Annotated in this window: 23 protein-coding genes and 1 pseudogene; 16 read left to right on the top strand and 8 right to left on the bottom strand. The window is 71.1% G+C overall.

Translation table 11 applies throughout. From position 1 onward, the window contains the following. Positions 1 to 100: 100 nt before the first annotated feature. Together AC3AOF_RS31160 and AC3AOF_RS31155 are read right to left on the bottom strand one after the other, a co-directional pair. The gene (locus tag AC3AOF_RS31160) at positions 101 to 463 is read right to left on the bottom strand and encodes a hypothetical protein (protein ID WP_488349381.1); all 363 of its coding nucleotides are present in this window, start codon (positions 461 to 463) and stop codon (positions 101 to 103) included. 75 nt (positions 464 to 538) lie between these two features. Beyond that, complete coding sequence (locus AC3AOF_RS31155; RefSeq protein WP_488349380.1) at positions 539 to 1,546, bottom strand: ABC transporter substrate-binding protein; 1,008 nt, start codon at positions 1,544 to 1,546, stop codon at positions 539 to 541. Positions 1,547 to 1,684: 138 nt separating this feature from the next. Between AC3AOF_RS31155 and AC3AOF_RS31150 the strand changes: the two genes are divergently transcribed. From AC3AOF_RS31150 to AC3AOF_RS31140, 3 genes are read left to right on the top strand one after another with little or no spacing between them, the layout of a single operon-like run. After that, positions 1,685 to 2,473 (top strand): GntR family transcriptional regulator, encoded by a 789-nt coding sequence (locus AC3AOF_RS31150; RefSeq protein ID WP_488349379.1) that lies wholly within the window; start codon positions 1,685 to 1,687, stop codon positions 2,471 to 2,473. Beyond that, complete coding sequence (locus tag AC3AOF_RS31145; protein ID WP_236993495.1) at positions 2,470 to 3,354, top strand: dihydrodipicolinate synthase family protein; 885 nt, start codon at positions 2,470 to 2,472, stop codon at positions 3,352 to 3,354. Before AC3AOF_RS31150 ends, AC3AOF_RS31145 begins: the two co-directional genes overlap by 4 nt. A gap of 59 nt (positions 3,355 to 3,413) precedes the next feature. Next, complete coding sequence (locus tag AC3AOF_RS31140) at positions 3,414 to 4,820, top strand: FAD-binding oxidoreductase (RefSeq protein WP_488349378.1); 1,407 nt, start codon at positions 3,414 to 3,416, stop codon at positions 4,818 to 4,820. A gap of 236 nt (positions 4,821 to 5,056) precedes the next feature. Here the strand turns inward: AC3AOF_RS31140 and AC3AOF_RS31135 are convergent, their stop codons facing one another. Continuing rightward, positions 5,057 to 7,783: a heparinase II/III domain-containing protein gene (locus tag AC3AOF_RS31135; protein WP_236993496.1), complete on the bottom strand. Its 2,727-nt coding sequence runs from the start codon at positions 7,781 to 7,783 to the stop codon at positions 5,057 to 5,059. A gap of 243 nt (positions 7,784 to 8,026) precedes the next feature. On the opposite strand from AC3AOF_RS31135, the gene AC3AOF_RS31130 reads away from it, so the two are divergent. From AC3AOF_RS31130 to fliP, 10 genes are all read left to right on the top strand, one after another. After that, complete coding sequence (locus AC3AOF_RS31130) at positions 8,027 to 8,407, top strand: flagellar basal body protein (RefSeq protein WP_488349377.1); 381 nt, start codon at positions 8,027 to 8,029, stop codon at positions 8,405 to 8,407. Further along, positions 8,404 to 8,820: a flagellar basal body rod protein FlgC gene (gene flgC, locus AC3AOF_RS31125; protein ID WP_488349376.1), complete on the top strand. Its 417-nt coding sequence runs from the start codon at positions 8,404 to 8,406 to the stop codon at positions 8,818 to 8,820. The genes AC3AOF_RS31130 and flgC overlap by 4 nt, the downstream gene beginning before the upstream one ends. A gap of 7 nt (positions 8,821 to 8,827) precedes the next feature. Then, positions 8,828 to 9,181 carry a flagellar hook-basal body complex protein FliE gene (gene fliE / locus AC3AOF_RS31120; protein ID WP_236993499.1) on the top strand — a complete coding sequence of 118 codons (354 nt, stop codon included), beginning with the start codon at positions 8,828 to 8,830 and terminating at the stop codon, positions 9,179 to 9,181. Positions 9,182 to 9,194: 13 nt separating this feature from the next. After that, complete coding sequence (flgG, locus tag AC3AOF_RS31115; protein WP_236993500.1) at positions 9,195 to 9,983, top strand: flagellar basal-body rod protein FlgG; 789 nt, start codon at positions 9,195 to 9,197, stop codon at positions 9,981 to 9,983. Positions 9,984 to 10,052: 69 nt separating this feature from the next. Next, on the top strand, positions 10,053 to 10,580 hold the full coding sequence (gene flgA / locus AC3AOF_RS31110) for a flagellar basal body P-ring formation chaperone FlgA (RefSeq protein WP_442919396.1): 528 nt from the start codon (positions 10,053 to 10,055) through the stop codon (positions 10,578 to 10,580). Beyond that, positions 10,580 to 11,716, top strand: coding sequence for a flagellar basal body P-ring protein FlgI (flgI, locus tag AC3AOF_RS31105; protein ID WP_236993501.1), 1,137 nt, complete (start codon positions 10,580 to 10,582; stop codon positions 11,714 to 11,716). The genes flgA and flgI overlap by 1 nt, the downstream gene beginning before the upstream one ends. Beyond that, positions 11,713 to 12,294 (top strand): MotE family protein, encoded by a 582-nt coding sequence (locus AC3AOF_RS31100; protein WP_236993502.1) that lies wholly within the window; start codon positions 11,713 to 11,715, stop codon positions 12,292 to 12,294. The genes flgI and AC3AOF_RS31100 overlap by 4 nt, the downstream gene beginning before the upstream one ends. Then, positions 12,294 to 13,031: a flagellar basal body L-ring protein FlgH gene (flgH, locus tag AC3AOF_RS31095; protein WP_236993503.1), complete on the top strand. Its 738-nt coding sequence runs from the start codon at positions 12,294 to 12,296 to the stop codon at positions 13,029 to 13,031. Before AC3AOF_RS31100 ends, flgH begins: the two co-directional genes overlap by 1 nt. A gap of 25 nt (positions 13,032 to 13,056) precedes the next feature. Then, a complete protein-coding gene (locus tag AC3AOF_RS31090; protein ID WP_236993504.1) occupies positions 13,057 to 13,548 on the top strand; it encodes a flagellar basal body-associated FliL family protein in 492 nt (163 codons plus the stop codon). Positions 13,549 to 13,559: 11 nt separating this feature from the next. Further along, positions 13,560 to 14,342, top strand: a complete 783-nt coding sequence (gene fliP, locus AC3AOF_RS31085; protein WP_488349375.1) for a flagellar type III secretion system pore protein FliP — start codon at positions 13,560 to 13,562, stop codon at positions 14,340 to 14,342. Positions 14,343 to 14,456: 114 nt separating this feature from the next. Here the strand turns inward: fliP and eutC are convergent, their stop codons facing one another. The 3 genes from eutC to AC3AOF_RS31070 are packed head-to-tail and all read right to left on the bottom strand — an operon-like array spanning position 14,457 to position 17,593. Next, a complete protein-coding gene (gene eutC / locus AC3AOF_RS31080; RefSeq protein WP_488349374.1) occupies positions 14,457 to 15,329 on the bottom strand; it encodes an ethanolamine ammonia-lyase subunit EutC in 873 nt (290 codons plus the stop codon). After that, positions 15,326 to 16,705, bottom strand: coding sequence for an ethanolamine ammonia-lyase subunit EutB (locus tag AC3AOF_RS31075; protein WP_488349373.1), 1,380 nt, complete (start codon positions 16,703 to 16,705; stop codon positions 15,326 to 15,328). Before AC3AOF_RS31075 ends, eutC begins: the two co-directional genes overlap by 4 nt. Before the next feature lie 21 nt (positions 16,706 to 16,726). Continuing rightward, a complete protein-coding gene (locus tag AC3AOF_RS31070; RefSeq protein WP_488349372.1) occupies positions 16,727 to 17,593 on the bottom strand; it encodes a transglutaminase-like domain-containing protein in 867 nt (288 codons plus the stop codon). 274 nt (positions 17,594 to 17,867) lie between these two features. Here AC3AOF_RS31070 and AC3AOF_RS31065 point away from each other — a divergent pair, with 274 nt between their 5' ends. Further along, positions 17,868 to 18,086 (top strand): DUF6894 family protein, encoded by a 219-nt coding sequence (locus AC3AOF_RS31065; RefSeq protein WP_236993535.1) that lies wholly within the window; start codon positions 17,868 to 17,870, stop codon positions 18,084 to 18,086. 66 nt (positions 18,087 to 18,152) lie between these two features. Here AC3AOF_RS31065 and AC3AOF_RS31060 read toward each other — a convergent pair. Then, positions 18,153 to 18,284, bottom strand: a pseudogene (locus tag AC3AOF_RS31060) (NAD(P)-dependent oxidoreductase); the annotation flags it as partial. 136 nt (positions 18,285 to 18,420) lie between these two features. On the opposite strand from AC3AOF_RS31060, the gene AC3AOF_RS31055 reads away from it, so the two are divergent. Both AC3AOF_RS31055 and AC3AOF_RS31050 read left to right on the top strand, forming a co-directional pair. Continuing rightward, positions 18,421 to 19,005, top strand: a complete 585-nt coding sequence (locus tag AC3AOF_RS31055) for a PepSY domain-containing protein (RefSeq protein ID WP_488349371.1) — start codon at positions 18,421 to 18,423, stop codon at positions 19,003 to 19,005. 154 nt (positions 19,006 to 19,159) lie between these two features. Beyond that, positions 19,160 to 19,807, top strand: coding sequence for a pyridoxamine 5'-phosphate oxidase family protein (locus tag AC3AOF_RS31050; RefSeq protein WP_488349370.1), 648 nt, complete (start codon positions 19,160 to 19,162; stop codon positions 19,805 to 19,807). Between the two features lie 4 nt (positions 19,808 to 19,811). Here the strand turns inward: AC3AOF_RS31050 and AC3AOF_RS31045 are convergent, their stop codons facing one another. Continuing rightward, positions 19,812 to 20,312 carry a GNAT family N-acetyltransferase gene (locus tag AC3AOF_RS31045; protein ID WP_236992952.1) on the bottom strand — a complete coding sequence of 167 codons (501 nt, stop codon included), beginning with the start codon at positions 20,310 to 20,312 and terminating at the stop codon, positions 19,812 to 19,814. Positions 20,313 to 20,373 lie beyond the last annotated feature (61 nt).

The following is a 20,373-nucleotide window of genomic DNA, read 5'->3' as shown; positions in this document are numbered from 1 at the left end:
TGAAGTGTCAGTCGATCGAAGATCGAGTGACCTCGAAGGAGGGCTCCAGGGATCGCTGCGCCATCCGGAGGCCTCCTTCGCGGCTCCCTGCGGTCGCACCTCAGGATGAGGTCGAGGGTGGGAAGGGGTCGGCTATCGCGACACGACCGATCGCGTAGCCGAGACGCGGCGGATCCTGCTGTTGCAGCTTCAACGGCGCCGCGTCGGCGTCGCAGGCGGCCTGCTGCGGCGTCTTCTGGCCGAGGACCACCTTCTGCGCCGCCCGGCCGATGATCTCGCGGGTCTCCGGCACCCGGTCGGTCGGCGAGGCGTAGTCGCCGGTGCCGCGGCGGCTGATCTCGCTCACCGCCGCGACCCATTGCCGGCGCACCGGCTTCTGGCTCGCCCAGGCCCGCATCCCCTCGCCCTCGAAGACGGAACTGCGCGAAGGTGCCACGCCGCGATCGACCAGGGTCGCCTGCATCGACGGCGAGGTCGCTCATTGCAGGAAGTACCAGGACGGCCCCTTGCGGCGGGAATATTCGGAGATCGACAGGCCTCAGCCGAAGCCGATCGGCTGCGACACGCCGCCGGCACGCCCCTTCGGCAACAGCTTGATGCCGAGGTCGTCCTCGCGGCCCGAATACTTCATGATATTGGGAAATTCGTTCGAGGATTCGTGGGTCATGGCGACCTTGCCCTGGCCCAGGAGCTCGACCACCTGCGGGAAGCTGCGATTGGTCGCGCCCACCGGCCCGTAATCCTTGAGGAGGTCGGTGTAGAGCGTCAGCCCCGCGACCGATTCCGGCCGGCACAGGCCGGGCTTGGTTCCGTCCACCGACTTGAAGCCACCGCCGCTGTTGAACACGAAGGCGGCCATCGGGTATGGCACGGCGTTGCGTACGCCGCGAGCGGCCCAGGCATCGATCGACGGATCGCAGGCCTTGATCTTGCGCGCCGCGCCCAGGATGTCCTCGAGGTATTCGGGTACCGCGACGCTGCACTTGGCGAAGATATCCTCGCGCCAGTAGAACAGCGGCCCCTCGACGTTGATCGGCAGGCCGGTGAGCTTGCCCCCGAACGTCTCGTTGCGGATCAGCCCGGCGCCGAAATCGTCGAGCTCGAAGACCGGCGCAGTCTGGCTCGGATCCGTCAGCATCGGGGTGACGTCGGCGTACCAGCCGGCCTTGTTGTAGACCGCACCCTCGCGGATCTTGAGCGAGACGTAGACGTCGACGTCGGAGGATTTCGCCTGGAGCAGCGTGTTGAGCCGGGCGCGCTGCGGATCCTCGTTGAGGATCGCGATGCGCAGCTTGATCCCGGTCTTGACGGTGAATGGCTGCGCCATCTCCCGGATGGCGTTGCTCCAGGGATGGTTGGTGAGGACGAGGTTGATGGTCTGGCCGTCATACCGCTTCCAGTCGAAGCCCTCGGCGCGAGCAGCGTCCGGGATCGTACCGGTCAGCACGGCGGCGAGCAGCCCGGCGAGCGCGGCTTTCGGTCCGCGCGTCACTCCTGCCCCGAAACGGGAAGGAGGCGAGGCTGGCGCGCGCTGCATCGTCGTCATGGTTCCTCCTCGGACCGGATGCCCGGCTCCCGTTCACGTCTCGATCCGGACCGGCGCTTTGGCGCCCGGCCCGGTCACTGCATGTTGAGCGAACCTTTAGCGATTGACAGACTGACATGTCAGTGAGAGTTGGGTGACATGAAACAGCGCGACCAAGCCTACGACGCCTTCGTCCAGCAGTTGCTCGACGGGCGCCTGGCGCCGGGCTCCTTCGTGACGCAGCGCGAGCTGGTGGCGCTCACCGGCCTGCCTCTCGGCGCCGTGCGCGAGATGATCCCGCGGCTGGAGGCTGACGGGCTGATCTCGACCCTGCCGCAGCGTGGGTTGCAGGTCGCGGCGGTCGACCTGCGGCTGGTCCACGAGGCGTTCCAGCTCCGGGAGATCATCGAGACCGCGGCGGTGGCGCATTTCGCCCGCACGGCGCCCGCCGCCCTGGTGGCGTCCCTGCGCGCCGCCCATGCGCGGATCAGCGCTGAGGCCGCGGAGGGCGTCACCGAGGCGCTGATCGCCGAGGCGCAAGCCACGGATTGGGGGTTTCACGATGCGGTCGTCGCCCATCTCGGCAACGGCCTCGTCTCGGAGATCCACCGGGTCAACCTCATCCGCATCCGGGTCATCATGCAGAGCCGCGTCGCGCTCTCGCCCGAGGTGCTGCCGCCGGCCTTCGCCGAGCATGCCGCGATCCTGACGGCAGTGGAGGCGCGCGATGCCGACGCGGCCGCCGCCGCCCTGCGCCGGCACCTCGAAACCTCGCGCCGCCGGGCGCTGGGGCTGGATACCGGCCGCGAGGCCGACCGGCACGAGGCGCCCGATTCCCTCGAATCCAGCGGGCGTGAACCGCCCTCTTCTCTCGAGTCAAACGGGCGTGAACCGCCCTCTTCCCCTCATTCAAACGGGCGTGAACCGCCCTCTCGGAGGACCGCATGAGCAACGCCATCACCGGCCTGTGGGTCGCCCTCGCCACGCCGCTCGACGCGACCGGCGCGGTCGATCACGGCGCCCTCGTGCGCCACGTCCGGTTCCTGATGGAGCGGGGCTGCGACGGCGTGGTGCCGTTCGGCACCACCGGCGAGGGCACCTCGTTCTCAGGCCCTGAGCGCCTCGCGGCGGTCGAGGCCCTGCTCGCCGCCGGCATCCCGGCCGACCGGATCGGGCTGGGCACCGGTTATCCGGCGATTCCGGACAGCGTCGCGCTGACCAAGGCGGCGCTCGGCCTCGGCCTCACCCACGCCCTGGTGCTGCCGCCCTATTTCTACCGCGACGTGACCGAGGCCGGGATCGTCGATGCCTTCGCGGCGATCCTCGACGGCGTCGGCGACGACCGGTTGCGGGCGACCCTCTACCACATCCCCCAGACCTCCGGCGTCGGCCTGCCCCCGGCGGCGGTGGCGACCCTGCGAGCGCGCTACGGCCAACTGGTCGCCGGCGTGAAGGACAGCTCGGGCGATTTCGCCCAGTTCCAGGCCTTCCGGGCGGCGGCTCCCGAGGTCGCGGTCTGCGTCGGCAACGAGGCGGATATCGGCCGGGCGCTCGCCGAGGGCGGGGTCGGCACGATCTGCGGCATGGCCAACCTCGTTCCCGACCTGGTGCGGGCGATGTTCACCGATCCCGCCGCCGCCGAGCCGATGCGGGCGGCGATCGGCCTGATCCGCGGGCCGTTCGTGCCGGTACTGAAGTCCGCCATGGCGGCGATGACGGGCGAACCCGCCTTCGGCCGGGTGCGCGCTCCGCTGGTCGCGGCGGATGCCGGAATCGGGCGGCGCATCGCGGCGGAGATGGCGGGCCTGTCCCGCGCCGCAGCAGCGTAAAACCTGTAAGACGATCGAGACGAGCGGCGATCCACGCCGCCCCTCGGGAGGAGACCAGCATGACGGCAATGCCGGACGCGTCCCGCGACGAGGGGGTGGTGGCCGCCCTCGTCGCGGAACTGGGCGAGAAGACGATCCTCTCCGGCGCCGGGCGGCCGGCCCGCAACGCCTCCGACTGGAGCACCCTCGGGCCGCAAGTCCCCCTCGCGGTGGTCAGGCCCACCACCACCGAGGCGGTCGCCGCCGCGATGCGGATCTGTGCGGCCCACGGCGTGCCGGTGGTGCCGCAGGGCGGGCTCACCGGCCTGTGCGGGGGCGCCCGGCCGCTGCCCGGCTCGGTCGCCCTGTCGCTGGAACGGATGACCGGAATCGAGGCGATCGACCCGGCCTCGGCCACCATGACCGTGTGGGCCGGCACGCCGCTCCAGGTGGTGCAGGAGGCCGCGGATGCGGCCGGGTTCCTGGTCCCGCTCGATCTCGGGGCCCGGGGCTCCTGCGCCATCGGCGGCAACGCCTCCACCAATGCCGGCGGCAACCGGGTCATCCGCTACGGCATGACCCGCGAGATGATCCTCGGCCTGGAGGTGGTGCTGCCCGATGGCGGCATCGTCACCAGCCTCAACCGGATGATCAAGAACAACGCCGGCTACGACCTCAAGCACCTGTTCATCGGCTCGGAAGGCACGCTCGGCATCATCACCCGGCTGGTGCTGCGGCTGTTCCCGAAGCCCGCCTGCACCTTCGCGGCGCTCTGCGCCCTGCCGGACTACGACTCCGTGGTCGGGCTCCTCGCGGCGGCCCGCCGGGGCCTCGGTCCGATGCTCTCGGCCTTCGAGGTGATGTGGCCGGATTACTGGGAGACGGTCCATGCCATGCCGGGGGTGCGGGTGCCGCTGGCCCCGGGCCACGCCGCCTATTGCCTGATCGAGGCGCAAGGGACCGACGAGACCTTCGACGGGCCGCGCTTCGAGGCCTGGCTGGAGGCGCAAGGAGAGGCGGGCCTGCTGGCGGATGCGGTCCTGTCCCGCTCGCTCTCCGACGTGAAGACGTTCTGGGGCGTGCGCGACGCCTGCTCGGAATTCCCGCTGGTGCTGGGGCCGCACGAGCCCTTCGACATCGGCCTGCCGGTGGCGGCGATGGACGACTACGTCCAGGCCTGCAAGGCGGCCCTGGCCGAACGCCTGCCCGGCGCCTTCGCGCTGTTCTACGGCCATATCGGCGACGGCAACCTGCACATCGTCGCCGGGCTGAAAGGCGCCGACCCGCAGCCGAAGGACGCGATCCAGGAGGTCGTCTACGGGCTGGTGCGCGCGTTCGGCGGCACGGTCTCGGCCGAGCACGGCATCGGGCTGACGAAGAAGCCGTGGCTCGGCCATGTCCGCTCCGAGGCCGAGATCGCCCTGATGCGGCGCCTGAAGGCGGCTTTGGATCCGGCAGGGGTGCTCAATCCCGGCAAGGTGGTGTGAGTCGCCAGTCGATCACGATCATCGATCGCACCTGATATGATAGACGATATTCCACCATCTCACCTCATCCCGAGGTGTCGGTCGATCGAAGATCGGCTGACCTCGAAGGAGGGCTCCAGATGTCTCTGAGATTCCTGGAGCCCTCCTTCGAGGCTCCTTTCAGTCGCACCTCAGGATGAGGTGGATGGTGGGATGCATTCTTGAATTTTTCGATCAAAAAACTCCAGAGGCATCCCTCACGCCTGCATGAGGAACTGCGCCAGTTCCTCCCGCGCCAGCACCCGCGCGAGGGAATCCTCCGCCGGGCCGTCCACGGCCATCAGCAAGCCGCCGCAGACCGTGCCGCGGCCGGTCACCGCGTAGCGCAGGGTGCAGGCGGGTTCGAGCACGCCGGGCCGGACGACGAAGCCCTGCATGGTGCCGGGCCGCTCGCTGCGGCCGATCACGGTGTCGAGGCCCGCCACCCGGCCGGCGATCGCGAACGGCACCAGGCCGAGGCGCCGGCCGCCCTGGCGGGCCTGGACCCGGCGCGGCCCCTCGATGGCGACGAGCGTCTCGGGCGCGAGCTGCGCGAAGGCCCGGAAGGTCAGGGGGCCGCCATCCTGCGCGGCGAAGCGGTCGATCACCGCGAGGCCCGACAGGTCGTGCGGCAGCACGAAGACCCGCAGGTGCCTGACGCCCGGCCCGTGCACGTTGGTCTCGATCGCGTGGGCGACGGCGCCCGGCAGCGCCAGGCTGCCGCGGTGGAGGCCGCGCCCGGCCACCGGCTCGGTGCCGTCGATCACCGCGACGTTGTGGGCGCGGGACGAGAGCAGGTAGTGGCGCGCCGCCCCGATCTCGACCTGCTCCGAGCCTCCGGCCTCGACGATCCAGCGCGTCGCCCCCGCCGCGTAGACGAAGGACGTGCAATCGGCGTGGCCCTGGGGCGAGGTCTCGGCGAAGGTGCAGGCGAAATGCGCCCAGCCGCGTCCGGCGGTGTCGTGGCGGGCGCAGAGGCCGTCGGGCAGGAGCGTCGAGGAGGACGCGGCCTGTTGCGCGGTCGGGCGCTGCGCCACCAGCCCGGCCTTGCCGCGCAGCCGGGCGATCCAGCCGGCATCGTCGGTGCCCGCAAACACCTCGCCGAAGGGCGGCAGCCGCCCGCCCGGATCGAGGAGGCCGGCGAGGTCCGAGAGCGCCGCCTCGGTCCGGGCGGCGACGAGGGGGCCGGGCGCCGCCTCGCCGAGGGGCTCGCGCAGGGCCCGCCCGAGGGTGACGAGGTCGAGGCGGCGGTGGAGCGAGGAATCCGAGAAGTGCCCGTCGACCGGCAGAAGGGCCGGCACGCCGTCGCGTAGGGACTCGCGGGCGAGCCCGTCCCAGTGGCCGGAGAACGGCAGGCGCGGCAGGGCGGAGGCGAGGGCCAGCAGCGCCGCGGCGGCCTGGAGCTGGTGCAGGCTCCGCCCGAAGGTGTTCTGGCCGACGATCTCCGCCAGGGCGAAGCCGTGCCGCACCGCCTCCCCGGTCAGGACCGGCGCCGCCGCCCCGGCGCCCGGAAGCGCGAGGAGCCCGATCCACACCTCGGCCCGGGCCGGCAAGGCGCCCGGATGCAGGCTCAACGGATCGGCCGGCTGGCCCCAGGGGTTGGCCCGCGACCAGGCCTGGGCGAGGGCGAGCGCCCGGGCCGGCGCCGCCTCGGCGAGCGCCAGCAGCCAGGTCAGCGACTGGTAGGCGAGGCGCCAGGGGATGGCGCGGGAGGGCACGGCGCGGAACGGATCCTCGCGGAAATCCGGAGGCTCGGGCAGGGTCCAGTCCGGGCAGCCGGCGAGGCGCAAGGTGAGGCCGCCCTCTTGCCGCAGGGCGACCGGACGCTCGGTCTCGGATCGCAGGGACCGGGCGCGGGCGAGCGGCAGGGCGGCGGCGCCCGCCTCCCCGGGCCCCGGGATCCAGGCGGCCTCGGCGCCGGGATCGCGCCCGAGCCGGGCCGAGAGGCGGGCGAGGAAGCCCGGCGCGTCGAGGAGGTCGTCGCCGCACAGGCTCTCGAGCCGGAACCGGTCCTCGAGCGCCACTTCCGGCGGCCCGAGCAGCTCCACGGCGGGCAGCCGCTCGCCCTCCTCCTCCCAGGTGCAGAAGCCGAGATCGAGGGCGGTGGCGCCCGGCGGCGGCTCCAGGGCGAGGGTGAAGCGGCGCGCCTGCGGCTGGGCCGGCAGGTTGATCGCCGCCCCAAGGGCCGGCCTCTCCCCTTCGCCCGGCTCCTCCGCGCCCGGCTTCGCGCCGAGACCCGGCACCGCGACGGTGCCCGGATAGGGCGGCGGAATCTCCGCCCCGTCGCGGTCGCGGTAGACGAGGCTCACCCGCGCGGCGTGCTCGGTCTGCCGCGCAGCGTGGATCTGCCCGCGCACCACGAGGCCGAGGCCCGGGACGAGGCCGTGGCGCAGGGGCTCCGGATGCGGCCCGAGGCGCCGGCGGCGGAACGCGCCCGGCCTCGAGGGCATGCCGGGGCGCAGGCGCGGCTCGGCGAGCGTGACCCCTTCGCTGTTGCGCCAGGAGCGGAGCGTCAGGGCGAGGCCGCGCGCCTGGGGCGGCACCCCGAAGGCCACCCGCAACGGCGCCATCCGCACCAGCTCGCTGCCGGCGGGCTGGCAGGCCGGCCCGGCGATCCAGGCACTGTGCGGATCGAGCAGGGTGCGGACGAGGCCGGGCACCTGCTCGACGTCGAGGCTCGACCCGTCGGCGGCCAGGAAGTCGAAGCCCGCGAGGAGGAAGTCGAGGGCCTGCCCCCCCTCCTCCTCGGCCGTCCAGGCGAGGGTGGCCTCCAGGCAGCACCAGGCCTCCGCCGGCAGATGGCGAAACGTCAGCTGGACCCGGGACCAGCGGTTGTTGGCGGTGATCGCGTGCTCGCCCTCGCGCGTGCCCGGTCCCGCCCCGCCCGCGTAACGGGCCTGGACCGGGAGGAAGACCGGCTCGGAGGGCAGCAGGGCCGGAAGCATGCGCTGAAGGGGGGACGAGTGCGGGCGGGTACCCCGCGGCAGTGCCGGGGAGTGGCCGTCCCTGTCAAGGCGCGGGGATGCCTGCTGCGTGCGCATCCCCACCGGGCGACCCTCCCGCGAGCCCCGCAAGCTTGCGCCAGCCTCGGGCAAGGTAGCGCTTCTAAACCCTCCGTTACGCGGCAGGGCCCGGGCGTCGGGTCGTTTCGGCACAAGGTAAGGAGTGACGGACATGGAGGGGTTCGCGTGACGGGGATCTACCTGTTCGAGCTCGCCTCGCTGCACGGCAACTACCTGTCGGTGCGCCAGTCGACGATCGCCGGCAACGTGGCCAATGCCAACACCCAGGGCTACAAGGCCCGGGACACCGTGCCCTTCGCCCAGGTTCTCGCCGGAACCGGCGGCGACATGGCGACGACAGCGCAGGCCCATCTCCACGCCCCCGGCCTCGGCGTGCCGGTGCGGACCGACAAGTCCGGCTGGGACGTGCTCGAGACCTCCAGCAGCGTCAGCCTGGAGCAGGAGATGCTGAAGGCGAGCGACGTGTCGCGCCAGCACAACCTCGATATCGGGGTGGTGCGCAGCTTCGACCGCATGCTGAAACTGGCCGTGAGGGGCGGATCGTGATCGACCCCCTGCTGGCCGCCTCCCGTCTCGCGAGCGCGGGCCTTGAAGCCCAGTCTCTGCGCATGCGGGTGGTGTCGGAGAACCTCGCCAACGCCCAGTCGACGGGCAACGCGCCGGGGGCCGACCCCTATGCGCGCAAGACCGTGACCTTCAAGGCCGAGCTCGATCGCGCGATCGGTGCCGCCTCGGTGCGTGTGCGCGACATCGACACCGACGACACCCCGTTCCGGGTCGAGCACGACCCGAGCAACCCGGCGGCGGACCAGAACGGCAACGTCAAGCTGCCGAACGTGAACGCCCTGATCGAGATGGCCGACATGCGCGAGGCCAACCGCTCCTACGAAGCCAATCTGCAGGTGATCAAGCAGGCCCGCGCGATGGTGGCCAGCGTGATCGACCTCCTGAGGACATGAGCATCCGATGATCGAGGCCCTCACCCTCTCGGCCTTCGACCGGGCCGCCGCTTCCGCCCGGCCCGAGGCGGCGGCCTCCGTCCAGCGCGCCGCGCTGCCCCCGATGTCCGGCGCCGCGATGCCGGGTGCCGACGGTGCCGCGCCGGCCGATTTCGGGCAGATCATGGCGAGCTTCGCGAGCGGCGTGCGCAACGACCTGCGCGCCGGCGAGGCCGCCTCCATCGCCGGCATCCAGGGCAAGGTCTCGACCCAGCAGGTCGTCGAGGCGGTGATGTCCGCCGAGCAGAGCCTGCAGACCGCCGTCGCCATCCGCGACAAGGTCGTGTCCGCCTATCTCGAACTGAGCCGCATGGCGATCTGAGGACCTTACGCAGATGAGAGCGCTCGCCGTCGCCGCCACGGGCATGTCCGCCCAGCAGCTCAACCTCGAAGTCATCGCCAACAACATCGCCAACCTGAACACCACCGGGTTCAAGGGGGCGCGGGCCGAGTTCACCGACCTGCTCTACCAGGCCGAGCGGCAGCAGGGCGTGCCCAACCAGTCCGGCCAGGAGGCGGTCCCCGAGGGCGCGATGCTCGGGCTGGGCGTGCGCGCCGCGGCGATCCGCAACCTGCACCGCCAGGGCCAGCTCACCAATACGGCCAACCAGCTCGATCTCGCCATCAATGGCCGCGGCTACTTCCAGATCACGAGCCCGAGCGGCGAGATCAATTACACCCGCGCCGGCGCCTTCAACAAGAACGCCACCGGCCAGCTCGTCACGCTCGAAGGCTATACGGTCGATCCGGCGATCCTGATCCCGCCGACCGCGACCGAGATCACCATCAACCAGTCGGGCCAGGTCTACGCCAAGATCGACGGCCAGGTGGCGCAACAGAATATCGGCACGATCACCATCGCCAACTTCGCCAACGAGTCGGGTCTCGAGCCGCTCGGCAACGGCCTCTACCGCGAGACCCCGGCCTCGGGCGCGGCGGTGATCGGCAACCCGGGCGATGCCAGCTACGGCAAGCTCCAGCAGGGCTACCTCGAAGGCTCGAACGTCGATCCGGTGAAGGAGATCACCAGCCTGATCACCGCCCAGCGCTCGTTCGAGATGAACTCCAAGGTGATCCAGGCCGTCGACGAGATGGCGGGCACGATCTCCAAGGGCATCCGGTAAGCCGATCTTTCGGTGAGACTGCCACGCCGCCGGACCCGGCGGCGCCCCTCCTCCCGGCGCGACACCCCCATGCGTTCCCTCCTCCGGCACTCCCGTCTCCTCCTGGCGCTGGTCCTCCCGGCCCTGGTCGGCCTGTGTCTTCCGGCCGCCCTCGGCGTGGCCGCGCCAGTCCCGTCGTCACCCGCCGACGCGCCCTCGGCCCTCACCGAGATGATGCTGCCGGTGCCGACCGTGACGATCTATCCGGGCGACACGATCAAGGAGACGATGCTGCGGCTCCAGGCCTACCCGACGACCTACCGGGCCCGGGCCGCGGTGATCGACGCGCCGATGGCCATCGTCGGGCGCACCGCCCGCCGGATGCTGCTGCCGGGCGAGCCGGTGCCGGTCAACGCCGTCGACGATCCCCGCCTCGTGAGCCGGGGCACGCCGACCCAGATGATCTTCGAGGAGAACGGCCTCGTCATCACGGCGGTCGGGGCGCCGCTGCAGAATGGCGGCCTCGGCGAGACCATCCGGGTGCGCAACACCGACACCAACCGCATCGTGCTCGGCACGGTGATGGCCGACGGCCGCATCAAGATCGGCGGTTTCTGATGCGGGCCCCGTTCCGCATCGCCCTCGCGTTGGCCGTGGCCCTGGTGCCGGTCCTGCCCACCCGCGCCGCCGCGCCGGTCATCGCCAGCGGCGGCTACGCCCGGATCAAGGACGTCGCCAGCCTCAAGGGCGTGCGCGACAACCAGATCGTCGGCTACGGCCTCGTCACCGGCCTCCAGGGCACCGGCGACACCCTGCGCAACGCCCAGTTCACCGAGCAGTCGCTGCAATCGATGCTCGACCGGATGGGCATCAACGTGCGCGACGCGCGGCTGCGCACCCGCAACGTCGCCGCCGTGATGGTGACCGCCGACCTGCCGCCCTACGTCGGCGCCGGCTCGCGCATCGACGTCACGGTGACCTCGCTGGGCGACGCGACCTCGTTGCGCGGCGGCACCCTGCTGATGACCCCCCTGTCGGGCGGCGACGGCAACGTCTATGCGGCGGCGCAAGGCCCGCTCGCGGTCTCGGGCTTCTCGGCTCAAGGGCAAGCCGAGCAGCTGACGCAGGGCGTGCCGACCGCCGGCCGCATCCCCAACGGCGCGCTCATCGAGCGCGAGGTGCCGGGTGCGTTCCGCGATCTGCCCGAGCTGATCTTCGAGCTGAAGAACCCCGACTTCAAGACCGCCACGATGGTGGCCGACGCCATCAACACCTACGCGATGGGCCGCTTCCGCCACCGCATCGCCAGCCCGCGCGACCAGCGCTCGGTGGTGCTCCAGCGCCCCCGCGACATGATCCTGCCGCGCCTCGTCGCCGAGATCGGCGACCTGACGATCCAGCCCGACGTGCCGGCCCGGGTCGTGGTCGACCAGCGCACCGGCACGGTGGTGATCGGCCGCAACGTCCAGATCTCCACGGTGGCGGTCACCCACGGCAACCTCACGGTGCGGGTCACCGAGACGCCGGAAGTGTCGCAGCCCGCGCCCTTCTCCAACGGCCAGACCACGGTGGTGCCGCGCACCGAGGTGGCGGCCCGCGAGGAGCAGGGCCGGCTCGCGGTGCTCGGCGGCTCCGACCTCCAGACCCTGGTGCGCGGCCTCAACCAGGTGGGGCTGAAGCCCACCGACATCATCGCGATCCTCCAGGCGGTGAAGACCGCCGGCGCCCTCCAGGCGGAGCTCGTCGTCCAATGACCCGGATCCTCCTCACCGCCCTCCTGCTGGCGCTGGCCGGTCCGGCGCTCGCCGCCGGCGACGGTCATGGCGGGGCGGCGAGCGACCCGGCCAAGGATGCGGCGATGCGGGCCATCGCCGCCCGCGACGCGCCCAAGGAGCCGACGGCGCAGGACTTCGCCGCCGGGGCGGCCAAGGACCCGGCCAAGACCGGCTACTGCGCCACCATCGCGGATGCGGCGGCCGATGCCCGCTTCGCCTGGCAGAAGGATCAGCTCGCCGCGCTCGAGAAGCAGGTCGAGGAGCGCATCCGCCGCCTCGAGGAGAAGCGCGCCGAGTACGAGGCGGTGGTCCAGCGCCGCAAGGAATTCCTGGCTAAGGCCGACGAGAGCGTGGTCGCGGTCTACGCCAAGATGCGCGCCGACGCGGCGGCGCTCCAGCTCACCAACATGCCCGAGGACAACGCCGCGGCGATCCTGGTGAAGCTCAACGCCCGCACGGCGAGCGCGGTGCTCGCCGAGATGGAGGCGTCCCGCGCCGCGTCGCTCGCCCGCAAGATGGCCGAGGCCGGCCGCCGCAAGGACAACGAGAAATCGTGATGACCCATTTCGCTTCCTCCGGCCGCCTCCTGACGCTCCGACTGCTTCCCCTGGCGGCCGCCGGCCTGGCGCTGGCCGGCTGCCAGAGCAAGCTCGACGAGTTCGGCCGTCCGCCGGTCCTGACGCCGATCGGCACCGGGCTTTCCGCCCCGCGCGAGGCCCTGCCCTCGACCTTCGGTTCGCTCCAGAGCCGGCACAGCTATCACTCGACCTGGACGCCGGCGAGCGCCGACCTGTTTCAGGATCCCCGCGCCCGCAACATCGGCGACGTGCTGACGGTCAGCATCCTGATCAACGACAAGGCGCAGTTCGACAATGCGAGCGACCGCTCGCGCAGCCAGAAATCGAGCCTCGGCTTCGATTTCGGCTACGGCGTCTCGGGCCTGAAGGATTCGGCCACCGCCGATACCGGCATCCGCTCGGGCACCGAGACCAAGGGCCAGGGCACCATCGACCGCAAGGAGAACCTGAGCCTGTCGGTGGCCGCGGTGATCACCGAGGTGCTGCCGAACGGCAACCTCCTGATCAGCGGCTCGCAGGAGATCCGGGTCAACAACGAGGTGCGCGTGCTCAACGTCGCCGGCATCGTGCGGCCGCGCGACATCTCGCGCAAGAACACCATCGACTACGACAAGATCGCCGAGGCCCGGGTCTCCTACGGTGGCCGCGGCCGCCTGACCGACGTGCAGGGGCCGACCCTCGGCCAGCAGATCTTCGAGACCGTCGCGCCGTTCTGACGGCCTTGAACCCGGGGGACCCGCGATGGCGGACAAGAAGGACGAGAAGAAGGGCGGCGGAAAGGCCTGGATCGGCGCCCTCGCCCTCTGCACCCTGGTGGCGATCGGCACCGGCGCGGGTCTCGGCCTGTACCTGATGACGAGCGTCGAGAAGGCGGTCGACCAGAAGACCCGCGAGGCCCAGGAGCACGAGAAGGCCACCAAGGTCCTGAACTATTCCGGCGACCTCACCCTGCGCAGCGTCGGCTCGGTGGTGACGAACCTCGCCGAGCCGGCCGATTCCTGGATCCGGCTCGAATCCTCGGTGGTGTTCAAGACCGGCAGCCTGCCCACCCCCGACATCACGGTGGCGGAGATCAAGGCCGACATCGTCGCCTACCTGCGCACGCTCTCGACGGCGCAGATCGAGGGGGCGAGCGGCCTCCAACACCTGCGCGAGGACCTCAACGAGCGCGTCGCGTTGCGCACCAAGGGGGCGATCCGCGAGCTGATCGTCGAGGCGCTGGTGGTGCAATGAAGGGTGTTCGCGTGAGCCGGCGTCTCAAGGTCGTTCTCGGGGTCGTCGCCCTCGTGCTCCTGCCCGCCGGGGCCGCCCTGGCGCAGGGCGCAGGCGGCGCCGCGGGCAGCGTCACCGGCATCCCGGGCCTCGACGCGCTGCTGCCGCCGGGCAACGGCGCGGCGAGCGGGCGCATCCTGCAAATGGTGGCGCTGCTCACGGTGCTGTCGCTGGCGCCGGGGCTGCTCGTGATGGTGACGAGCTTCACGCGCTTTGCCGTCGCCTTCTCGTTCCTGCGCTCGGGCCTCGGCCTCCAGAGCACGCCGGCCAACCTGTTCCTCGTCAGCCTGTCGCTGTTCATGACCTTCTACGTCATGGCGCCGACCTTCGACCGGGCCTGGAACGAGGGCGTGCGCCCGCTTCAGGAGAACCGGATCACCGAGGAGGAGGCCTTCACCCGCATCACCGACCCGTTCCGCGAGTTCATGTCGGCCCAGGTGCGGCCGAAGGACCTCCAGACCTTCCAGGATCTCGCCAGCCGCACCTTCCCGAAGGCACAGGACGGCGAGAAGATCGACCTGCGCATCCTGATCCCAGCCTTCATGATCTCCGAGCTGCGCCGCGGCTTCGAGATCGGGTTCCTGATCGCCCTGCCCTTCCTCGTCATCGACATGATCGTCTCGACGATCGTGATGTCGATGGGCATGATGATGCTGCCGCCGACGGTGATCTCGCTGCCGTTCAAGGTGTTGTTCTTCATCTTGATCGACGGATGGAACTTGCTGGTGAGCGGGCTGGTCCGGTCGTTCTTCTAGCTTCGTCTCGGGATCGAGCGTACGCTCCAACCCTCCCCCCTCTGCGGGGGAGGGTGGCGAACGCAGTGAGCCGGGAGAGGGGCAGCGCGACGCTGTTCCAGGTGGCGCCCTTCATCACAGTCGCGACCTCTCCGGAAGCGGCGTCCCCTCTCCCGCCCCGCTCCGTGGGGTACCCTCCCCCGCAGAGGGGGGAGGGTTCGGGCGCGCAGCGTCGATCGGCCTCTCCCCGGGTCCCGCCAGCAGCCGGTCGCTCTCGTCCTTCAGCGCCACGCCGGTCAGCCGCCGGCTCAGCGCCTGGTCGATCAGCCAGTGCAGCTTGAACGCCGCCAGGTCGGGCTTGAGCCCCGCCGCCCGCACGTTCGACAGGCAGTTGCGCTCGGCATCGGTGCGGCCGGGCCGCGGATCGAAGGTGAGGTAGATCCCGAGGCTGTCGGGCGAGGACAGGCCGGGCCTCTCGCCGATCAGCACCGCGACGGCGCGGGCCCGGAGCAGCGCCCCGACCGCGTCGCCCAGCGCCACGCGGCTCTGCGTCGCCACCACCACCGGTGCGACGCGCCAGCCGGACCCGGCGAGCGCCGGCTTCAACGCGTCGAGAAACGGCACCGCGCCCTCGTGGACGGCGCGAGCCGAGAGTCCGTCCGCCACCACGAGCGCGAGATCGACCGGATCGCCGGCGGCCGCGGCGAGCGCCTGCGCGGAGGCCGCGTCGAGCCGGCGCCCGAGATCGGGCCGGCGCAGGTAGGTCGCCCGGTCCGGTGCCGCCGAAGCCGCCGCCAGGGTCTCGAAGCCGAGGGCGGCGATCCCGGCCCGCACGCCGTCCGCATCGAGGGGCGTGTGCACCGCGTCGCGGGCCTGGGCATGGGCGAGGCCGAAGCGCAGCACCTCCCGGGTCGGCAGGCCGGAACCGGCGCGGCCGAGCGCGATGCGGGCCGGGGTGAGGGCGGCGAGGCGCTGCCAGATCGCGGCCGGATCGTCGTCCCGGCTCACGCCGCGAGCCCCGGTGCCGCGGCGAGGAGCGGCGCGCCGCCGCCGGGCCGCAACGCCCCGTCGGCCTCGGCCAGCCCCATCCGGGCGAGCCAGTCCGCGAATTCGGGCGCCCGCCCGAGCCCCATCACCTCGCGCAGGTAGAGCTGGTCGTGGAACGAGGTCGATTGGTAGTTCAGCATCACGTCGTCGGCGCCCGGCACGCCCATGACGTAGGTCACGCCGGCCGCACCCAGCAGCGTCAGCAGCGTGTCCATGTCGTCCTGGTCGGCCTCGGCGTGGTTGGTGTAGCAGACGTCGACCCCGAGCGGCACGCCCATCAGCTTGCCGCAGAAATGATCCTCCAGCCCGGCCCGGATGATCTCCTTGCCGTCGTAGAGGTATTCCGGGCCGATGAAGCCCACCACCGTGTTGACGAGGAGCGGCCGGAAGGCGCGGGCCACCGCGTAGGCCCGGGCCTCCAGGGTCTGCTGGTCGATGCCGTGATGGGCCTCGGCCGACAGGGCCGAGCCCTGCCCGGTCTCGAAATACATCACGTTGTCGCCGACCGTCCCGCGCCTCTGCGCCAGGGCCGCCTCGTGCGCCTCCTTCAGCAGCGGGAGCGTGACGCCGAACGAGGCGTTGGCGGCTTGCGTCCCCGCGATCGACTGGAACACGAGATCGACCGGCACGCCGCGATTCATCGCCTCCAGAGTCGTGGTGACGTGGGTGAGGACGCAGCCTTGCGTGGGGATGTCGAAGCGCTCGATCAGCTCGGCCAGAAGATGCAGTAGGCCGGTCAGCCCCTGCACCGAATCCGAGACCGGATTGATGCCGATGCAGGCATCGCCGCAGCCGTAAGCGAGCCCGTCGAGGATCGAGGCGGTGATGCCTGCGGGATCGTCGCTCGGGTGGTTGGGCTGGAGCCGCACCGCCAGCGTGCCGGGCAGCCCGATCGTGTTGCGCAGGCGCGTGACCACCCGGGCCTTGCGGGCGACCAGGATCAGGTCCTGGTTGCGCATGATCTTCGACACCGCGGCGGCGATCTCCGGCGTCACCCCGGGGGCGATCGCCGCCAGGATCTCCGGCGAGGCGGTGAGGAGGAACTCGCGGAAATCGCCCACGGTCAGGTGCTTGACGCGGGCGAAGGCCGCCGCATCGTGGGTGTCGAGGATCAGCCGGGTGACGTCGTCGGCTTCGTAGGGAATCAGCGGCCGGGCCAGGATCTCGGACAAAGGCACCTCGGCGAGGCACCAGCGCGCCGCCACGCCTTCCTCGGCGCTTTCCGCCGCCAGGCCGGCGAGCCGGTCGCCGGAGCGCGGCGGGCTCGCCTTCGCCATCAGCTCGGCGAGATCGGAAAAGACGAAGGTCCGGGGTCCGACGACGTGACGGTAGCGCATGCGAGGCCTCCGGTGGAGAACCTAGCGCGGGCCGTCCCCCGCGTCAGGACCCTCGTCCGCCGTCGCGATCGCCGCTACCGTCCGCTCGCCGGTCTCCGGCGCGCCGTCGGCCCGATCGATGCGGATCTCCATGCCGGTCGGCTTCATCTCGCCGAAGGGGGTCGCGAAGGCGATCTCGGCCGCGTCGCGCCCGACACCGATCCGCACCAGCCCGTCGAGATTGGCCTGTCGCGTCGCGTCGAACAGCCACCAGCGGCCGCCGAGATAGGCCTCGAACACCGCGTGGAAGTCGGGCGGCACCAGGCCGTAGGCGTAGCAGCTGACGAAGCGGGCCGGGATGCCGAGCGCCCGGCAGAAGGCCGCGCCGAGATGCGCGAAATCGCGGCACACCCCTGCCCGTTTCAAGAGCGTCTCGTCGGCGGTGGTCTCCTCGTCGCTGGCGCCGCGCACATAGGCGATGTGGTCGTGGATCCAGTTGCAGATCCGGCTCACCCGCTCGAATCCGGGGGGCGCATCGCCGAACTCGGCCTGGGCGAAGGGCGTGAGCCGGTCGGAGGAGACGAAGCGGCTCGGCAGCAGGTAGGGCAGGATGTCGAGGGGCAGGTCCTTCACCGGCGTCTCGGCGATGCCGGCAGGATCGGCCCGATGGGGATCGAGGGTTACCTCCGCCGCGTAGTCGAGGCTGAACGATCCGGGCGGCACCGTGACGGCGACGTAGCGGTTGCCGGTCTCGGGCGCTTCGTGCCGGCGCATGGGCAGGTCGGGTGTCAGGCGCAGCGTCTCCCGCAGGTCGCAGTGGCGCGCCAGCCGGGCGACCTCCAGGTTGAAGATGAAGACCGTCTCGGTCTCGACCTCATAGGCGAGATGGCAACCTAAAGTGTAGCGCACGGCTTGAGACCCTTCCCGTCGGCGGGCTAGAGCATTTTCCGACGAAGCGGATACCGGTTCGTCGCAGAAAATGCGGCAAAATCAAAGACCTAGAGAGCTTTGCGATTGCAACGCGATCGTGAAGCGCTCCAGGGTCACGCAAGAGCCGCGCCGATTCGGCGGGTTTCGCGCGCCGCGCCGGTGCGGCCCGGTCTTTGCTTCGATTGGCTTAGCCTGCGTTAAGGCCGCTTGTCGTCGGGCCCGGCAAGACCGGAGCGACCAGGGAGGATACGCCGTGCACCGCTACTTCTTCGACCTCGATGCCGGAACCTGGGACGCCCGCGACACGATCGGCGTGGTGCTCACCGACGCCGGCGCCGCCCATGCCGAGGCCGTCCAGGCCCTGCGCTCCTGCGCCCTCGACCCGGCCCGGTCCGCCGGTGCGATCCTCGCCATGAACGTCCGCGACGAGACCGGGCGGACGGTGTTCCGGGTGTCGCTGACAGCCGCGTAGGGCCGACACTTCTTCCATAGCGACATCGCCACTCCGGAGCAGGATCCGGAGTGGCGTCTCGAAGCCTCAGATCATCGGCTTGCCGCCGGTCACCGCCACGGTGGCGCCCGAGACGTCGCTCGCCTCCTCGCTCGCCAGCATCACGGAGACGGGCGCGGGCTCGACCGGCTGGCCGGGGCGCTTCATCGGTACTTGAGAGCTGGACGGGAGTATGTGGGTTCCGATCCAGGCCCTGCCTCCTGCGAGAGCATGTTGCCCAATGGGCAACCAAGTCGGCGGATCGGCGTTTCCGGTGTCCTTGGATGGACGGCCTCACACGCCCACGGAGACCACGATGCTGACCCGCTTCCTCGCCGCCGCCGGCGCCCTCGCCCTCACCACCGGCCTCGCGCTGGCCCAGACCACGGCGCCGACCGCCCCGACCGCGCCGGGCACTGCCCCCGCCGCGACAAGCGACATGAAGGACATGAAGGAGTGGCAGGCCGCCAAGCTCGCCAAGGTCAGCCTGGCCGATGCCATCACCACCGCCCAGCAGAAGGACGGCAACGGCCGCGCCATCGACGCCGACTTCGAGAAGGCCGACGGCAAGAACCCGATGCACTGGGCGATCAAGGTCGTCTATCCGGACGGCAAACTGGTCGAGCACGGCATCAATGCCGAGACCGGCGCACTCTACAAGAGCGAGAACCAGCCGATCGAGCGCTACTTCACCCGCCTGAAGGTCGCCGACTTCAACAACGCCAAGGTCTCCCTGAAGGACGCCCTGGCGATCGCCGAGAAGCAGGCCGGCGGCGGCAAGGCCTACGAGGCCGAGGTCGAGCGCGACGGCAAGGCCGTCGCCTACGAGATCAAGGTGGCGCTGGCGGATCGTGAGCAGGAAGTGAAGGTCGGGCCGGATGGCCAGATCATGAAGGACTAAGAAAACCTGAGACCGGCTCCCCATCCCCGTGACGGGGAGCCGGCCCTGATCCGTCGCGCCGAGCCGTAAAGGCGAAAGGCGGGTGCGACGGTTCCCCTGCCCCCGTGCTAATCGGGGCAACGGTCGGGAATGGCCGAGGTCAAAGGGGGAAACGATGAGCGTCTTCTTCGGCGAGAGTCATCGGCGTCTGCAGGACGAGCACGGCACGCGCCGCCTCGCCGACCGCCTGGAAGAGCACGCACACGACGCGTTCGAGATGCCGGAGCGCGACTTCATCGCCGGCGCCACGATGGTCTTTCTGAGCACCGTGGACGGCAACGGCCAGCCGACCGTGTCCTACAAGGGCGGACCGCCCGGGTTCGTGCGCATCACCGGACCGAGCGAGCTGGTTTTCCCGAGCTACGACGGGAACGGCATGTTCCTGACCCTCGGCAACCTTGGGCAGAATCCCCGCATCGGCCTGCTCTTCATCGATTTCGAGAACCCGCACCGTCTGCGGATCCACGGCACCGCGACGCTCGCCGACGAGGCCGCCCTGCTGGCGCTCTATCCCGGCGCCGACCACGTCGTTCGGGTCACGGTCGACACGATCTTCGTCAATTGCGGCCGCTACATCCACCGGAGCCGGGGGACTGCGCTCTCGCCGCACCTGCCCGACGCGGACGGGCACCAGCCGTTCCCGGCCTGGAAGCGGATCGACATCTTCGAGGGCGCCCTGCCGGAGGGCGACGACCGTGAAGTTGCCCGCAAGGGCGGGACGATCCCGCTCGATGCCTATCGCGGCGAGGCCGATCCGGGCTGACGCCTCAGGCCCCGCCGACGACGCTGCCCCCGGCTTCCGCCAAGGCTCCCTCGCGCAGCTCGAGCGCGAGGAACCGCCCCGGATCGACCGGGCCCGGCAGGGTGAGCTTGCGCGGCGGCAGCACCCGGAAGCCGAACCGGGCGTAATAGGGCGCGTCGCCGACCAGGATGACGAGGCCGTGGCCGCCGGCCCGGGCGGCATCCAGGGATGCGCGCATCAGCGCAGCACCGATGCCGCGGCTGCCGAAGGCCGGATCGACCGTCAGCGGGCCGAGCACCAGGAGCGGGCTCGAACCCGCCCGGGCCGGCGAGACCCGGATCGAGCCGACCAGCAGCGTGCCGACGAGCGCCGTGAACGAGAGATCGGGCAGATGGGACACGCCCTCGCGCAGCCGGAAGGCGGTGCGGGCATAACGGCCGGGGCCGAAGGCGCGCTCGTGCAGGCGCTCGATGGCGTCGTTGTCGCGCGGGGTCTCGGGCCGTATGACGAGGGGAAGCGTGGTCACGGAGGCACACTCGGGGCAAGGCGTCGGATGGGATGGGCGGAGCGGTCACCCGATCCGTCGT

Source organism: Methylobacterium sp. 142-1Y (assembly GCF_057747795.1).
Note: the sequence above shows the minus strand (reverse complement) of the source record. Positions and strands in the feature narration are given on the sequence as shown.

Bases quoted from the DNA above. Each gene is read 5' to 3' on its own strand.
- AC3AOF_RS31155 (WP_488349380.1), bottom strand. From the start codon at position 1,546: ATGACGACGATGCAGCGCGCGCCAGCCTCGCCTCCTTCCCGTTTCGGG.
- AC3AOF_RS31100 (WP_236993502.1), top strand. From the start codon at position 11,713: ATGACCCGGATCCTCCTCACCGCCCTCCTGCTGGCGCTGGCCGGTCCG.
- AC3AOF_RS31160 (WP_488349381.1), bottom strand. From the start codon at position 463: ATGCAGGCGACCCTGGTCGATCGCGGCGTGGCACCTTCGCGCAGTTCC.
- AC3AOF_RS31135 (WP_236993496.1), bottom strand. From the start codon at position 7,783: ATGCTTCCGGCCCTGCTGCCCTCCGAGCCGGTCTTCCTCCCGGTCCAG.
- flgG (WP_236993500.1), top strand. From the start codon at position 9,195: ATGAGAGCGCTCGCCGTCGCCGCCACGGGCATGTCCGCCCAGCAGCTC.
- AC3AOF_RS31150 (WP_488349379.1), top strand. From the start codon at position 1,685: ATGAAACAGCGCGACCAAGCCTACGACGCCTTCGTCCAGCAGTTGCTC.
- AC3AOF_RS31055 (WP_488349371.1), top strand. From the start codon at position 18,421: ATGCTGACCCGCTTCCTCGCCGCCGCCGGCGCCCTCGCCCTCACCACC.
- fliE (WP_236993499.1), top strand. From the start codon at position 8,828: ATGATCGAGGCCCTCACCCTCTCGGCCTTCGACCGGGCCGCCGCTTCC.
- AC3AOF_RS31140 (WP_488349378.1), top strand. From the start codon at position 3,414: ATGACGGCAATGCCGGACGCGTCCCGCGACGAGGGGGTGGTGGCCGCC.
- flgI (WP_236993501.1), top strand. From the start codon at position 10,580: ATGCGGGCCCCGTTCCGCATCGCCCTCGCGTTGGCCGTGGCCCTGGTG.
- flgH (WP_236993503.1), top strand. From the start codon at position 12,294: ATGACCCATTTCGCTTCCTCCGGCCGCCTCCTGACGCTCCGACTGCTT.
- AC3AOF_RS31145 (WP_236993495.1), top strand. From the start codon at position 2,470: ATGAGCAACGCCATCACCGGCCTGTGGGTCGCCCTCGCCACGCCGCTC.
- AC3AOF_RS31050 (WP_488349370.1), top strand. From the start codon at position 19,160: ATGAGCGTCTTCTTCGGCGAGAGTCATCGGCGTCTGCAGGACGAGCAC.
- AC3AOF_RS31090 (WP_236993504.1), top strand. From the start codon at position 13,057: ATGGCGGACAAGAAGGACGAGAAGAAGGGCGGCGGAAAGGCCTGGATC.
- AC3AOF_RS31075 (WP_488349373.1), bottom strand. From the start codon at position 16,705: ATGCGCTACCGTCACGTCGTCGGACCCCGGACCTTCGTCTTTTCCGAT.
- flgA (WP_442919396.1), top strand. From the start codon at position 10,053: ATGCGTTCCCTCCTCCGGCACTCCCGTCTCCTCCTGGCGCTGGTCCTC.